Origin of the sequence: Apibacter sp. B3935 (assembly GCF_009827705.1) — a bacterium.
Lineage (GTDB): Bacteria > Bacteroidota > Bacteroidia > Flavobacteriales > Weeksellaceae > Apibacter.
The window spans coordinates 371,566-386,560 of record NZ_WINL01000001.1; the positions used below are offsets into that span (position 1 = coordinate 371,566).

Below are 14,995 nucleotides of genomic sequence, written 5' to 3' on the forward strand. Positions count from 1 at the left end.
AGCTATAATAACCTGAATTATTTTTTGTTTTGATTAAAATTAATTATTACATTTGAGCAAAACAATATATAATAATTGTATTATGGTAACATTGCTTTATATAGGTGCTTGGCCATTTGTGAAGTTTATTGGATTTATTTTATTTTTATTAATTGCCTTTATAGGTTTTTGGTGTCTTACTTTTTTAGTATGTATCCTTCCATATTGGTTAACTTTTGGTATTGCAGAAAATAAAGGTAAAATAAATGGTCAGATAGCTCCTGATGAGGTGAAATCTAAAACTCTTCCTCAACAACAAAATGTGGAAGTTGTTTATTTAAAATAAGTTTGTGGGCTACATAAAATGTTCTCCAGAAATTAAAGTTGTTATTTTAGTGCTTTTTATTTTATTAAATCTAAAATTTAAAGTAATATTCAAACTTCAAGGTTGTTCTATATTAAAAAATTAAAAAAATATATCTCATTCTTAAATATCTATCTTTGATGCTTTAAATACTAATTAAAGTTATAATTTTACTTATTTGGATGTGTTAATTACGAATCTACAATGATATAACATAAAAATTATTAAAACTAACTTTATGAGAAAAGATGTTGAAAAAATAATTAATGAGTACAGAATAAGTACTTTATTTAACAAAAAAAAAATTAATAGAGCTGTTGAGCAATTACGTTCCGATGAAACTGTATTATATATAGCTCCTACAAATGCTAAAATATATACAGGTTCAAAAAAGAAAAGATTTCCAGGTATTTTTGTATTTACTGACAAAAGAGTTTTTGTATATAGTAAAATTCTTTTTAATGTAAGAATGGAAAGTTTTAATTTGATAGATTTGGATTCGATAGATAGTTTTTCTAATGGATTAACTGGGAGTAAAATCAAGCTAAATTCTAATACTAAATCTATTGAAGTACTTGTATCATATAAATCAAGTGTCGCAACAAAACTTATAGGTATCTTTGATACAGCAATGAACAATGCTAAAAACAAAAATAATTTATCCCACCCAATAAACGAATTTAAAAGTGGCGCAGATGAAATTTCTAAATTTGCTGAACTTCTAGAAAAAGGTATTATCACTAATGAGGAATTTAAAGCTAAGAAAAATCAATTATTAGGAATAAAATCTTAAATACATTTAATTTTGATTTCTTTCAATTGCGTACTCACAATTTATATAATGTTAAAAAAACAAGTATCAAGAATACGTAATTATTTTCAATATTTCTTTATAAAATAATATCTATTTCTACTATAACTCTTCCTCAACAACAAAATGTGGAAGTTGTTTATACAAAATTGGTAAGTTATTTATACTTAATAAAAAATAAAAGCTGCAATAATTTGCAGCTTTTATTTTTTATCTTACATCTACTATTACCTGTTACATTTTCTTTAAAATGTTCAAAGTTTCATTAGCTATTTCTAATTCTTCATTAGTAGGTATTATCATTATTTTAACCTTTGAATCGGAAGCCTGAACTTCTTCTACCTTTTCCGGACCGCTCAATTCAACATTCTTATTTTCATCCAATTTAATACCTAAGTAATCTAAGTCTTTACAAATTAATGAACGTAATTGCGCATCATTTTCACCAATTCCGGCTGTAAAAGCAATCGCATCCACACCATTTAAAGCGGCTATATACGCTCCAATATATTTTTTAACTCTATAAGAATACAAGTCTAAACACAAAATAGCGTTTGGATCACCGTTTAAATACATCTCGTCAACATCTCTTGCATCGCTTTTTCCGGTAAGACCTAACATTCCAGATTTTTTATTTAGCAGATCATCCAATTCCTCGAATTTTAATCCGCATTCTCTAACCATGTAAAAAAGAACGGATGGATCTATATCTCCACTTCTAGTACCCATAACTAAACCATTAAGCGGGGTAAAGCCCATTGAGGTATCAATACTCTCCCCTTTTTCATTAATAGCGGTAATGCTTGATCCATTTCCTAAATGAATAGTTATGATTTTAGCTTCTTGATTATTTAAGTAATTTACGGCCTGCCTTCTTACGTATTTATGACTTGTTCCATGCGCTCCGTAAGATCTTATCTTGTGATCTGTGTAAAAATGGTTCGGAATTGCATATCTGTATGCTTTAGGTGGCATAGTAAGATGGAATGCTGTATCAAATACAGCTACTTGAGGGGTATTTGGGAAAAATTTTTGCGCAACTTCAATACCTAACAAGTTAGCAGGATTATGTAAGGGTGCTAATGCACTCATTTCATCAATTTCGTTTTTTACTTCATCAGTAATTAAAACCGGAACGTTAAATTTCCCCCCGCCTTGTACAATTCGGTGTCCTACTCCTTTTATTTCTGATGGATCATTAATAACTCCAACATCTTTTGCTGTTAACAATTCAACAATAAGTTTCATTCCTTCAACATGTGTAGGAAATTCTTGATGAATTTGTTTTTTATCTGAAATGCCGTTTTTCAGATATTTGTGTGTAATAATTCCGCCAGTCGTACCTATTCTTTCTACCAATCCTTTAGCAATAACGGAGTTTGAATCCATGTTAAGCAATTGATATTTAATAGAAGAACTTCCTGCATTAATAACTAATATTAACATCCTTATAATTTTTAATGCAAAAGTATAGCTTTTAAATTTTTATGCAAAAAATTAAATGAATCTTGTAGATTAATAATTTTATTATTTATCTCATTTTAATCTTTTTACTTCATAAAAGTTAGTATTTCTAATTGATATGTCTAAAGGATGATTCATTTAAAAAGTTTAATTAAAAATGTTAAATACCCAATTAAATAGTATTCTTATTAAAGAATTTAATATTTATCCAAATTTTAATGCTTGATAAGCACTTGTTCAATTTAAAATAATGCTTTAAATAAACCCTAAACATAATTAGTAAAAGCAAAAAAAAAATCCGGAAAAATTCCGGATCATAATTAGTGTAGTAATGAATTTATTAATATCTATATTCATCCGATTTAAATGGTCCTTTAACAGGAACTCCAATATATTTTGCCTGTTTTTCTGAAAGAGTATCCAATTCAACCCCTATTTTAGCCAGGTGAAGCATGGCAACTTTTTCGTCTAAATGTTTAGGCAAGGTATAAACTTTATTTTCATAGTTATTTGAATTGTGCCATAATTCTATTTGAGCCAGCGTTTGATTGCTAAAAGAATTACTCATCACAAAACTTGGATGACCGGTTGCACAACCTAAATTTACTAATCGACCTTCGGCAAGAACAATAATATCTTTACCATTAATCGTATATTTATCTACTTGCGGCTTAATAGTAACCTTTGTAGATCCATAGTTGGCATTTAACCAGGCCATATCAATTTCATTATCGAAATGTCCTATATTACAAACTACGGTTTTATCTTTCATTTTCTCGAAATGCTTACTTTGAATAATATCGCAATTTCCAGTACAAGTAATTACAATATCAGCTTTGGTAATGGCATAATCCATCTTTTTAACTTCATAACCATCCATTGCGGCTTGTAAGGCACATATAGGGTCGATTTCAGTAACTATAACCCTGGCTCCTGCTCCTCTAAATGAAGCTGCTGAACCTTTTCCTACATCACCATATCCTGCAACTACAACTACTTTTCCCGCAATCATTAAATCTGTTGCCCTGCGTACTGCATCAACAGCAGATTCTTTACATCCGTATTTATTATCAAATTTAGACTTGGTCACGGAATCATTTATATTGATGGCCGGTAATAACAACGTACCGTTTTTTACTCTTTCATGCAAACGATGTACCCCTGTAGTAGTTTCTTCTGATAAACCTTTAATTCCCGGTACTAACTCGGTATATTTATCTAAAACCATATTTGTTAAATCTCCTCCATCATCTAAAATCATGTTTAACGGCTTTTTATCCTCACCAAAGAAAAGAGTTTGTTCAATACACCAGTTAAACTCGTCTTCATTCATTCCCTTCCAAGCATATACAGAGGTTCCTTTAGCTGCTATAGCAGCTGCTGCGTGATCTTGAGTAGAAAAAATATTACATGAGCTCCAAGAAACTTCAGCTCCTAATGCTTGCAAAGTTTCAATTAAAACAGCGGTTTGTATAGTCATATGAAGACAACCGGCTATCCTTGCGCCTTTCAAAGGCTGTTCGTCTTTATATTCTTTACGTAAGGCCATTAATCCGGGCATTTCTGCTTCAGCTAATTCTATTTCCATTCTTCCCCAATCGGCCAGTGAGATATCCTTTACTTTATAAGGGATATAATCAATTTTTGTGCTCATACTAATAAAATTTATTCAAAGTTATTAATTTAATTCACAACTTACAACTTAAATTTATCTTTAAAAATTAATAAATTCGTAGATTTGTATTATAAAAGAATAAAATCTAAAAATCCATGCAGTTAGATATTAAATTTTCGCGGTAATTGAATATAGGATCAATAAATTTTTTAGGTTATGCTTAGACTATTTTTTAATATTACTAATTTGATTCTTAAATATTAATGTTAAATATATTTTATAAATTGGGTTAAAGTATTTATTAGTATTTAAAAAGATACGTTTTTGTAAAATTTATAGTATGATTACGAACGATTTATTTGTCAATTTAATCGAATATTCTCCTCAGTGGGAAAATTGTTCTGAAAATCTTTCTTTTTTATCATTACTTTTAGAAGATTTAACTTCATCGGATCTTATTATTTTACCTGAAATGTTTAATTCCGGTTTCAGTCTTAATCCTACTACAATCGCTGAAAAAATGGACGGTAGAACAATAGAGTGGATGATTGAAATTTCTATAAAAAAACACACCGCTATTTGCGGAAGTCTAGTAATTGAAGATAATGGCAATTTTTATAACCGATTTATCTTTGTTGCTGAAGGAAAAATAGTAACGTATTATGATAAGCGACATTTATTTTCATACGGAGGAGAAAATCAATCTTATACATCGGGAAATAAGCGCGTTGTTTTTTCCTATAGAGGATGGAAAATTTGTCCAATAATTTGCTTTGATCTGCGTTTTCCGGTTTGGTTCAGAAATACGGAGTATTATGATTTATTGATAAATGTTGCTAATTGGCCGGATTCACGTATAGATACTTGGGATACATTATTGAAAGCTCGTGCCATTGAAAATTTATGTTATGTTTGCGGAGTAAACAGAATCGGTTCTGAACCAACCGGGCTCAATTATATTGGTCATTCGTCTATTTACACACCCGTTGGTAAAAAGTTAAATTTAACAAATAACCGTAATGCAATTTATAGTCACACTATTTCACTAGATGAAATAAAGAAATTGAGATCTCAGTATAATTTTTTAGAAGAACGAGATCATTTTAAAATTTTAAATGATTAGAAAAGAAATTGAAACAAATTTATCCTTTATGAATTTTTAAAATTATTTTTAATTATAAAACTTATATCTTCTATAATTAAGATAATTCGTATAAACATGTATTACTCTGGTTATTCTTGAGATAAACTAAAAAAAGAAAATCGAACATTACCGTATTTTCTGGATTCGGTAAAATTTGGAAATTCGGAAAAATCTTTTCTTGTATTATGTTCTAAAATAAATTCTCCTTGATCGGATAAAAAATGATTCTCAAATACAGATTTTATTAAATTTTCGTATTGTTTATCTTCTAAATCGAAAGGGGGATCTGCAAATATGAGATCATATTTTTTATAGCTTTGTTTTTCTAAAAAACTAAAAACATTTTGTTTTATCACATTTACTTCATTTATTCCTAAGAGTTTAATGGTATCTTGAATAAATTTAACATGCTTTCCGTTCAATTCTACCGAGGTTATATCTTTACAACCACGCGAAGCAAATTCATAATCTATTGAACCAATCCCGGAAAATAAATCGAGCATTGAAATATCCGATATCATATATCTGTTGGAAATAATGCTAAATAATGCTTCTTTCGCAAAATCAGTTGTGGGTCTAACATCAAAATGTTTGGGGGCTGAAATCTTCTTTCCCTTTAATTTTCCTGATATAATTCGTATCATATATCTAATAGTGTATAATTTTCTCTTTTAAAAGTGTTTTCATCACCGGGTACTACCTTTTGAAAAAGCTTTTCTAATTTTTTTATTGCATTCAGATGGTGCGGTATATGGTAATAATATAATATATGGGTTGAAAGATCTTGGGATAAAGTGTTTGCAATAAGTTTCAAAAAATATTCTATATCCTCAACTTTTTTGTATGGATATATATTATATAATATTAATTTTTGATTTTCTATGATGGATATCTCAAAATAATGATCGTAAATGTGTATAAAAAAACCATTACTGTAAAGGTTTTTGTTAATTTTTGATAAAAATTTAAATCCCGTATGAGAAATTCTTATTTTTTCTGAATAAGAGGTAAAAAGAATTTCAATTATTTCGGGATAATAAAAAACTAAAACTAAATCAAAATTGGGGATTAAATTAAATCGTATTCCTAAATTTTCTAAATGCGGAACATTAAGATTTAAAAACTTTTCTGCAGTTCTTTCTTCAAAAAATTCATTGGGAATAAGGGTAAATTTGTCATTTAATAGTGTAATGTCTAAAAAATTACACTTGGTATTAAAAAAATTATTTTTTAAGAGTTTATGTGTTAGGGTTTCTTTATCTACTTGGTTCACTAAATTTTCATAATGTATAATTTTTTTTTCATTATTTATAATATAAGAAGCTTTTTTATCTTCAAATAAAAAATTTACTGTAGTAGATAATGATGGATTGGAGGTATGTAATCGTTTACTTTTTTTCAAAGCTTGATTATTATTATGAATAGCAAATATAAATCATATCAACATCATACACAATTTTTATATACATTAAAAACTTTATGAAATTAGTCTATGGACCGGTATTTAATTAACTAATTGTATATTTTGATAGTAAAACTATATTTTCTTTTTTAAAATTAAGTGATTGATCAGATTTTTTTTATTTATCTAAATCAATTTTGTTTAAACCATTTATAAAACTGTATAATTTAATATTCATGTTTATCTTGATGAATTATTTATTTATACAATAGTAAACAATAACATATTAAACATTTTTTATTAATTACTTAAAAAAATACATAAAATCTAGGAAGTATAATTTTGATAAATGACAGATTTATTGAGAATTAAATATTATTTCTGTTTTATCCTTAGTATTAAAATATTTCCATTTTTTAAATAGTTTTTGTAAATTTGCCCGCTTATAAATTAGAATATAAATGAACGTTACACAAAACAAAATAGATGATTTAAATACTATTGTTAAAATCACCATTAAGCCGGAAGATTATAAACCCAACGTTGAGAAATCACTTAATGATTATCGTAAAAAGCTGAATATGCCTGGCTTCAGAAAAGGAAAAGCTCCGATGAGTATTGTTAAAAAACAATATGAAGGTGCGGTAACTTTTGAAGAAATCAACAAAGTTTTAAATGATGCTTTAAGTAACTTCATTTCTGAAAATAAATTATCCATTTTAGGGCAACCTTTGCCCAAAGAAAATAATGAATTGGATACCAATGCTCAAGATATGACCTTTGAATTTGAATTAGGATTAGCTCCTGAATTCAAAGTTGATCTTTCTAAAGCTAAAATCCCTTATTATAAAATTGAGGCTACTGAAAAAGAGATTGATGATACTGTTGCTAGAATGCAAACTCAATTTGGAGAAGTTGTAGACGCCGACGCTATTGAAGAAGGTGGAAATTTTGTAGGAGAAGTAGAAGAAATTGATGCTGACGGAAATCCTGTAGAAGGTGGTGTAAATACTACTATAACTTTTATGGTAGACGATTTAAAGAATAAAGATTCTTTTTTAGGTAAGAAAAAGGGTGATTTAATTACTATCAAGGCTCAAGATTTATTTAATGATGTACATCAACTTCAACATTTCTTTGGGCTTTCCCATGAAGATGCTCATCACTTTAATGCCAATTTAAAAATTACTGTTGAAAAAACTTCTATTAGAACAAAAGCGGAATTAAATCAAGATCTTTTTGATAAAGTTTACGGTAAAGATAAAATTAAGAGCGAAGAAGAATTAAGAGCTAAAATTAAAGAAGAAATCGAAAATTATTATAAAAAGGAATCTGATACTAAATTCATGAATGATTCTGTTGAATGGTTATTAGATACTATACAATTCGATTTACCGACAGAATTTTTGAAAAAATTCATTAAAAGCAAGTCCAAAGAACCAATGACCGATGAAGAAGCGGATGTAGAATATGAAAAATCTGCAAAAGCTTTACGTTATCAATTAATTGAAGGTCAAATTCTTTCAGATAATCAGGTAAGCGTACAATATAATGATTTGGTTGAATTCACTAAAAATCAAATGAAACAACAATTTGCAATGTATGGATATGTAGATATTCCTGATTCGGAGTTAGACAAATATGTTGCGAATGCAATGAAAAATGAAGAACATGTTCGTCAATCGTCCGGTAACTTAATTCAACAAGAATTATTCAAAATTTTTGATTCAAAAATTCAGAAAAAAGAAAAAACTGTTACTTTAGAAAAGTTTGATGAAATACTGAAAAAAGAATCAGAAGAAAAGGGAGCTAAAAAATAAGTTAAAACATTGAAGTATATATAATGATATAATGTATTAATCTCATTCTTAATAATATATTTAAACAGGCTATTTTAATAGTCTGTTTTTTTATAAATTTTAAAAAAAAATATATATCATTTAATTTATTATATGTATATTGCAAAGCAAAAAGTCACCTTTTTGTTTTAAAAAGATGACTTTTCTAATAAATACTCAATCAATTATGATCTTTCAATTTCAAAATTGAGTTTTAGTGTTAATTAATTAATAATTCTTCTAAGCTTTTAGTGTTAAAGTGTGTGTGTTAAGTCTTAGTGTTAATTAATAATTTTAGTGTTAAAAGCGTTAATTAATTAATTCTAATAAAGTTATTAGTGTTAAAGTGTGTTAAGCTTTAGTGTTAAATTAATAATTTTTAGTTTTTAGTGTTTATATCTTTATATTATGTTATATTCTACTTAATAATTTTTAATTTCTTTACATTAATCTTTATTTTCCTTAGCCTCATTTATTTGATTACAAAGTTATAGATTTTTTTCTAATATCCAAAACCGCTTAAATTCATTTAATCAATTATTGACAAAAAACTATATATTTTCAATACTGAAAAAAAAATATTTATTTGATTATTAGACAATTATACAACAAAAAGAGACAAAAAATGAGCAATGTTAAAATTATTATAAAATTATATGCATAAAATTTTAGAAAATTTTAACTATATATTTTATCCTTGAATCTTTATTTAATAGATTTTTTTCCATATAGAAATTTATAATAGCATTATAAAAATTACTAATAGATAAGTTAACTTTCTATTCTTCTTTATGCTTATTGTAGGAATCCAATATTAATTTTTGTCTAAGATCCAATAACCTTTTCATATTATGGAATACTCTTCCGGTCAAGCTTCTCACCCACCCTTTCTTTTTTAGTGAAGGTAGTATTTGTTCCAATGTATCAAAATTCTTATTCATTTTTTGAATTTCCAATCTGCTAATCTCTTCGTCATCAACAATAGATGTTATTTCTTCTTCAAGCTTTTTTCTAAGGAGTTTAAGATTTTGTTTAATTCTTATAATTTCTTCCGTATTGAAATAATCATCATATTCATCAAATTTTTCACAAATTTTATCTATTTGTTCTTGTTCTTCTGCCAAAAGACCTAATGGTGAAGCTAATGAAATTTCATTCCAAATAACTTCCAACCATTTTTCTATTTTTATATATACGTTAGCAATTGAATCTATAATGAAATCTTCATGCATTGAAAATCTGCCGGGAACTGCTTTTCCTGAAATAGTGTATTTTTCGTTATCTTTTTTTTCAATGAAATAATTTTCATCTTTAAATAAAATATAATATTTGGGTTCTATTAGATATATAATTTTAATAGTATTTTGATTTATATCAACTTTAAAGTCAACATATTCAAATTTATCATTCTGTTTAAAAATTGCGATAATGTTCTCTAAAAAATCTTTTTGTATCATATATTGAAGCAGTTACACAACTATTTTAATTGTAAATATAAATATTTAATCTTGAAAATTATCAATATAAAACTTTTTTTTTAATTTTGTACTATTAATAAACATACCTTATTTTTTATATATTCATTATTTTATTCGTTAAATTATGGAAAATAAACATAAAACTACTATTGACAGATTACTAGATTTTATGGTTTATAAAAACCTAAATGATAACAAACTAACTAAGTTAGCAAATTTATCTGTTGGACTTATCGGAAGGGCTAGAAGGAACAAGTCGGGTTTACATACAGATACTATTGAAAAAATTTTACATACGTTTCCGGAATTAAATCCTACTTGGCTGCTCACAGGTAATGGATCTATGTTATTAGATTCGAATGATTTTCCTAAAGATAAACCGGTAATGAATGAGTCAGATACCCTTATTGATGAAATATTCATTACTCAAAAAGATATTATCTATATGTTGAAAAAGAAATATTTCAAAGTATAAAATATAAAATCTTATTTTTATTTTATATTTTCAATAATAGCATATACGGGAAAGTGATCACTATATCCCCCTAAATATCTACTTCCTGTATAGGTCCGCCAAGGCTTACCTAATTTTTCCCTATCCGGATTTTGTAGAAATGGAGCATTGAATACATTAGAATTTGAATATCTGAGCTTGCTGTTTTCGTCGAAAAAAGATTTGGAAAAAATAATTTGATCAAAAAGCATCCCTTTTCCTTCATGAAAAGTACTGTATAAATCTCTTTTATATAAATTCTCAAAGGGATTATACAATTCGCGTTCTTTTAATTCTTGTATCGTTTTTTTATTCCAAAGTTGTTGATATAAATAGGTGGTGGTTGGATCTTCATTAAAATCACCCATTATAATAATATTTGCTAAGATATCCTTATCAAAAATTTCATTAATTTTTTTTCTTAATTCGTGAAGTATATGAATACGTTTAGATACATTAATATTATTTTCTCGTTTAGAGGGTAAATGCAATACAAAAAAATGAATGGTTATATTTTCAAGTTTTCCCTTTGCATACGTAATATCTCTTGTATAATCTCTACTACCATCACTATTAAATATTGGAATTCTTATAAATTCTGAATCTTCAATAGTAAAGAATTCTTTATTGTAAAAAAAAGCAGTATCTATACCTCTTTCATCCAATGAATCTTTATGAACATAACCATAATTAGCTTTAAAAGGAAATTCTTCAAGAAGTTCATCTATCACCTTTTTATTTTCAATTTCACATAAACCAAAAAACGTTGGTAACTTTTGAGTTTCTTCTTCTCCTATACGACTAATGGTTTTGGCTATTTTAGCTAATTTATTTTTATATCTTGAAATGTTCCAGGAACGACTACCTTGAAAAGGTAAATCGCCAATATTTTTATTATTTCCGGATTCATATAAATTTTCAACATTGTAAAATGCAATGGTATGATGCATAAATATTCTTTATATATCAAATGTATTATTTAATTAGCAATATAAATAATCGGTAAGATAATGTAAACTTATTTAATATATATAATTTATTGATTATTTAGAAAAGTCAAAAAATTGGTTTATTAAATTAATTGCTATCATCAAAAAAACGATATCCAAAATTTTTGTTCTAGATAAGCCTTAACATTAAATTCATCTAAAATCTCTGACATTTCAAAAGGTATATATATCTGAAAGTCATTCCTTTCATCTTGCAGTTGATTTAAAATAGTAACATAACTTATATTAGAAATTATTTTTTCACCTAGGAAGGCGGATATTAATAAACCTAATTTATTCACTATATTTTTGGAATTTACTATAGATATTTGAGAGGAAGAGGCAATTAACGAATAATATTCTTCTAATCGATCTTTAAGTAAAAAAATTAAAAACTTAGAACTTGCACAATGCTTCTTTAAATTCGTTGGATCCAAAAATAAATTTGAAACACTAAATAATATATTCATTGTACCTATACCTTTAAATATAAATTCAAGTTTTTTTTGCTCTCCTTTTTCTAAAATTAATTCAAGTAAACTTGCTGTTGTAGTATGAAGGGCTTGAATAATGTTTGATTCCTTTTCATTTAAAATTTTAGAAATATTGGACACAATTTCCGGACTAATAAATTCAGAAATTGAATTAAATAAACATTCCATATTTTTTAGTGTTAAAATTTTTAATAAAAATACAAAAATTATACCACTGCCCTTTTTAACAATAAAATAAATATTATTTATTATATTTAAATAATATAAATTAATAAAATAAAAACCCCAAAAACAAAGGGGTTTTTATATTATTTAAATATTCGGAAATTATTTTACAGATACACCATTTTCAATGGCATCATCAGGCGTTATAAATGAAAATTTTCCATCTATATTCTTTGATAAAAGTAACATCCCTTGACTTTCAATGCCGCGTATTTTTCTAGGAGCTAAATTAACAAGTACGGTAACCTGCTTACCAACTAATTCTTCAGGAGTAAAGCTTTCTGAAATTCCCGATACAATATTTCGAACATCTATTCCTGTATCTATTTTAAATTGCAATAATTTATCAGCTTTTTCAACCTTTTTGGCTTCCAATATGGTACCTATTCTTAAATCAATCTTTTCAAATTCATCAAATGTGATATTATCTTTTTGAGGTTCGGCCCGGTTATTATTTAGAGAAGCATTCTGTTTTTTTGAATTTTCTAATTTTTCAATTTGATAATCAATTTGTTTATCTTCAATTTTATCGAAAAGAAGGGGTATAAGATTTATTTTACTTCCGGAAGGTAACAAGATTTTACTTGATTTAAGATCTTTCCATGAATGATAAGTTAGATTTAATCCATTCATTATTTTTTGCGAAGAAAAAGGTATAAATGGCTCAGATAATTCCCCTAGATAAGCAGCAATTTGAGCTGATACGTATAAAGTTTCTTTTACTTTTTCCGGTTCATCTTTAATTTTTTTCCACGGCTCTTGCTCTTGTAAAAATTTATTACCTAAACGAGCTAAATTCATTAAAGAACTTAAACCGTTCCTAAATTCGTAGTTAGATAAATAAGTTGATATTTCTTTGGATATTTTAGAAAGATATTCTAATTCTTCGGAATGAAAGTTATTTCCAACTTCGGGTATTTCTCCATCATAATATTTATTAATTAGGACGGATACCCTATTTATAAAATTACCAAAAATTCCTACTAATTCTGAATTATTTTTAGTTTGAAAATCTTTCCAAGTAAAATTATTATCTTTTGTTTCAGGGGCATTTGCTATTAAAGTATATCGTAATGAATCTTGTTTTCCCGGAAAATCGGCAAGATATTCATGCGCCCAAACCGCCCAATTTCTTGAAGTTGATATTTTATCGTTTTCTAAATTTAAAAACTCATTAGCCGGTACATTGTCCGGTAATATATAATCCCCATGAGCTTTCAACATAGCCGGAAAAATTATGCAATGAAAAACAATATTATCTTTTGCAATAAAATGAACCAACTTAGTTTCTTTATCTTGCCAATAAGGTTTCCAATCTTTTCCTGTTCTTTCCGCCCATTCTTTGGTAGATGAAATATACCCTATCGGTGCATCAAACCAAACATATAGAACTTTACCTTTTTCTCCTTCTAAAGGCACGGGTACTCCCCAGTCTAAATCTCGAGTCATGGCACGAGGTTTAAGTCCCTCTTCCAACCATGATTTCACTTGACCGTATACATTGGGTTTCCAATCTTTTTTATGACCTTTTAATATCCAATCGGAAATAAATTCTTGATATTCGTTAAGGGGTAAATACCAATGCTTCGTCTTTTTTAAAATAGGCTTTTCACCACTTAACATGGAATGGGGATTGATTAATTCATCCGGACTTAATGTGGAACCACATTTTTCGCATTGATCTCCATATGCGTTTGTATTACCACATTTAGGACAGGTTCCTACAATATATCGATCTGCTAAAAATTCATTTGCTTTTTCATCAAAATATTGTTCTGTTTCTTCTTCAATGAATTTTCCATCCTCGTATAATTTTAAAAAAAATTCTTGAGCTGTTTTAATGTGTATAGGAGCCGTTGTACGCGAATAGTTATCATACGAAATTCCCAATTCCGTAAATGTCTGTTTCATTAATTCATGATACCTATCTACCACATCTTGAGGAGTAACACCTTCTTTTTTTGCTCTTATCGTAATTGGAATTCCGTGTTCATCTGACCCTCCTATTAATATAACATCATGATCATTTCTTCTTAAAAATCGGGCATACACGTCCGCAGGTATATATACTCCTGCTAAATGACCTATATGTAAAGGGCCATTTGCATAGGGAAGTGCTGTAGTTATAGTATATCTACTCATTTAATATTATGTTTTTTGTTTAAAAAATGCAGTATGCAATCTTTAACAAAGGTACAAAGTAACAAAATACTAAAAAAGGATTATCTTATTTTTATATTTTTATCCTATTATATTAAATTGTCTTTATTTAGGAGGAGCTAAATATATAAATGGTTCATAAGGGATATTTCTTAAAACAGTAAAAATAATTAGAAACACTAAAATCAGTATTCCAATTTCATTTGAAAATATAAATTTGATAACATACTTTTTACTATTAAAAATATACATCTGAATTGATGCAAATAATACATATAAAAGAAAAGGTAGAAAATATATTAGAATATTATAACGTGACGCTTGTAAAAATTCTCCATGTAATAAAAAATGAAAAGCTCTTTGCCCGCCACAACCCGTACAATTTAGTCCGGTTAATAATTTAAAAAGACATGGTAACGCTAAATTTGTTTTATTGGGATTTATAACATAATAATAGGTACATAAGAAAGTAATAAGAGTTAGTAAGCTAAACCACACTAAACCTCTATTTCGAAGTATTTTGATTAACATAAATTACA

14 protein-coding genes are annotated in these 14,995 nt (G+C 27.2%); 5 read left to right on the forward strand and 9 right to left on the reverse strand.

The genetic code is table 11. The annotated features are described in order from the left end of the window. Positions 1–82: 82 nt before the first annotated feature. Together GFV00_RS01580 and GFV00_RS09720 are read left to right on the forward strand one after the other, a co-directional pair. The gene (locus GFV00_RS01580) at positions 83–325 is read left to right on the forward strand and encodes a hypothetical protein (protein WP_160556578.1); all 243 of its coding nucleotides are present in this window, start codon (positions 83–85) and stop codon (positions 323–325) included. Positions 326–581: 256 nt separating this feature from the next. Further along, the gene (locus GFV00_RS09720; protein ID WP_255448754.1) at positions 582–1,136 is read left to right on the forward strand and encodes a PH domain-containing protein; all 555 of its coding nucleotides are present in this window, start codon (positions 582–584) and stop codon (positions 1,134–1,136) included. Between the two features lie 252 nt (positions 1,137–1,388). Here the strand turns inward: GFV00_RS09720 and GFV00_RS01590 are convergent, their stop codons facing one another. Both GFV00_RS01590 and ahcY read right to left on the reverse strand, forming a co-directional pair. Next, positions 1,389–2,600 carry an acetate/propionate family kinase gene (locus tag GFV00_RS01590; RefSeq protein WP_160556577.1) on the reverse strand — a complete coding sequence of 404 codons (1,212 nt, stop codon included), beginning with the start codon at positions 2,598–2,600 and terminating at the stop codon, positions 1,389–1,391. 358 nt (positions 2,601–2,958) lie between these two features. Then, the gene (ahcY, locus tag GFV00_RS01595; protein WP_160556576.1) at positions 2,959–4,272 is read right to left on the reverse strand and encodes an adenosylhomocysteinase; all 1,314 of its coding nucleotides are present in this window, start codon (positions 4,270–4,272) and stop codon (positions 2,959–2,961) included. Between the two features lie 301 nt (positions 4,273–4,573). Between ahcY and GFV00_RS01600 the strand changes: the two genes are divergently transcribed. After that, the gene (locus tag GFV00_RS01600; RefSeq protein WP_160556575.1) at positions 4,574–5,356 is read left to right on the forward strand and encodes a nitrilase-related carbon-nitrogen hydrolase; all 783 of its coding nucleotides are present in this window, start codon (positions 4,574–4,576) and stop codon (positions 5,354–5,356) included. Positions 5,357–5,466: 110 nt separating this feature from the next. On the opposite strand, the gene GFV00_RS01605 is transcribed toward GFV00_RS01600, so the two are convergent. Then, positions 5,467–6,021 carry an RsmD family RNA methyltransferase gene (locus GFV00_RS01605; protein WP_160556574.1) on the reverse strand — a complete coding sequence of 185 codons (555 nt, stop codon included), beginning with the start codon at positions 6,019–6,021 and terminating at the stop codon, positions 5,467–5,469. Continuing rightward, complete coding sequence (locus GFV00_RS01610) at positions 6,018–6,779, reverse strand: DUF3822 family protein (RefSeq protein ID WP_160556573.1); 762 nt, start codon at positions 6,777–6,779, stop codon at positions 6,018–6,020. The genes GFV00_RS01605 and GFV00_RS01610 overlap by 4 nt, the downstream gene beginning before the upstream one ends. Before the next feature lie 461 nt (positions 6,780–7,240). Between GFV00_RS01610 and tig the strand changes: the two genes are divergently transcribed. Then, the gene (tig, locus tag GFV00_RS01615; RefSeq protein WP_160556572.1) at positions 7,241–8,599 is read left to right on the forward strand and encodes a trigger factor; all 1,359 of its coding nucleotides are present in this window, start codon (positions 7,241–7,243) and stop codon (positions 8,597–8,599) included. A gap of 797 nt (positions 8,600–9,396) precedes the next feature. Here tig and GFV00_RS01620 read toward each other — a convergent pair. Continuing rightward, the gene (locus GFV00_RS01620) at positions 9,397–10,074 is read right to left on the reverse strand and encodes a hypothetical protein (RefSeq protein WP_160556571.1); all 678 of its coding nucleotides are present in this window, start codon (positions 10,072–10,074) and stop codon (positions 9,397–9,399) included. Between the two features lie 145 nt (positions 10,075–10,219). On the opposite strand from GFV00_RS01620, the gene GFV00_RS01625 reads away from it, so the two are divergent. Continuing rightward, complete coding sequence (locus GFV00_RS01625; RefSeq protein WP_160556570.1) at positions 10,220–10,570, forward strand: hypothetical protein; 351 nt, start codon at positions 10,220–10,222, stop codon at positions 10,568–10,570. Positions 10,571–10,587: 17 nt separating this feature from the next. On the opposite strand, the gene GFV00_RS01630 is transcribed toward GFV00_RS01625, so the two are convergent. The 4 genes from GFV00_RS01630 to GFV00_RS01645 all read right to left on the reverse strand — a co-directional run bounded on the left by GFV00_RS01630 (position 10,588) and on the right by GFV00_RS01645 (position 14,987). Beyond that, entirely contained in the window at positions 10,588–11,538 is a 951-nt protein-coding gene (locus GFV00_RS01630) for an endonuclease (RefSeq protein WP_160556569.1), read from the reverse strand. Between the two features lie 140 nt (positions 11,539–11,678). Beyond that, the gene (locus GFV00_RS01635) at positions 11,679–12,239 is read right to left on the reverse strand and encodes a hypothetical protein (RefSeq protein WP_160556568.1); all 561 of its coding nucleotides are present in this window, start codon (positions 12,237–12,239) and stop codon (positions 11,679–11,681) included. A 159-nt stretch (positions 12,240–12,398) separates the two neighbouring features. Further along, positions 12,399–14,438, reverse strand: a complete 2,040-nt coding sequence (metG, locus tag GFV00_RS01640; RefSeq protein WP_160556567.1) for a methionine--tRNA ligase — start codon at positions 14,436–14,438, stop codon at positions 12,399–12,401. A gap of 123 nt (positions 14,439–14,561) precedes the next feature. Beyond that, entirely contained in the window at positions 14,562–14,987 is a 426-nt protein-coding gene (locus tag GFV00_RS01645; protein ID WP_160556566.1) for a DUF2752 domain-containing protein, read from the reverse strand. Positions 14,988–14,995: the final 8 nt, after the last annotated feature.

Bases quoted from the DNA above. Each gene is read 5' to 3' on its own strand.
- GFV00_RS01645 (WP_160556566.1), bottom strand. From the start codon at position 14,987: ATGTTAATCAAAATACTTCGAAATAGAGGTTTAGTGTGGTTTAGCTTA.
- GFV00_RS01630 (WP_160556569.1), bottom strand. From the start codon at position 11,538: ATGCATCATACCATTGCATTTTACAATGTTGAAAATTTATATGAATCC.
- tig (WP_160556572.1), top strand. From the start codon at position 7,241: ATGAACGTTACACAAAACAAAATAGATGATTTAAATACTATTGTTAAA.
- metG (WP_160556567.1), bottom strand. From the start codon at position 14,438: ATGAGTAGATATACTATAACTACAGCACTTCCCTATGCAAATGGCCCT.
- GFV00_RS01590 (WP_160556577.1), bottom strand. From the start codon at position 2,600: ATGTTAATATTAGTTATTAATGCAGGAAGTTCTTCTATTAAATATCAA.
- GFV00_RS01580 (WP_160556578.1), top strand. From the start codon at position 83: ATGGTAACATTGCTTTATATAGGTGCTTGGCCATTTGTGAAGTTTATT.
- GFV00_RS01635 (WP_160556568.1), bottom strand. From the start codon at position 12,239: ATGGAATGTTTATTTAATTCAATTTCTGAATTTATTAGTCCGGAAATT.
- GFV00_RS01605 (WP_160556574.1), bottom strand. From the start codon at position 6,021: ATGATACGAATTATATCAGGAAAATTAAAGGGAAAGAAGATTTCAGCC.
- GFV00_RS01620 (WP_160556571.1), bottom strand. From the start codon at position 10,074: ATGATACAAAAAGATTTTTTAGAGAACATTATCGCAATTTTTAAACAG.
- ahcY (WP_160556576.1), bottom strand. From the start codon at position 4,272: ATGAGCACAAAAATTGATTATATCCCTTATAAAGTAAAGGATATCTCA.
- GFV00_RS09720 (WP_255448754.1), top strand. From the start codon at position 582: ATGAGAAAAGATGTTGAAAAAATAATTAATGAGTACAGAATAAGTACT.
- GFV00_RS01600 (WP_160556575.1), top strand. From the start codon at position 4,574: ATGATTACGAACGATTTATTTGTCAATTTAATCGAATATTCTCCTCAG.
- GFV00_RS01625 (WP_160556570.1), top strand. From the start codon at position 10,220: ATGGAAAATAAACATAAAACTACTATTGACAGATTACTAGATTTTATG.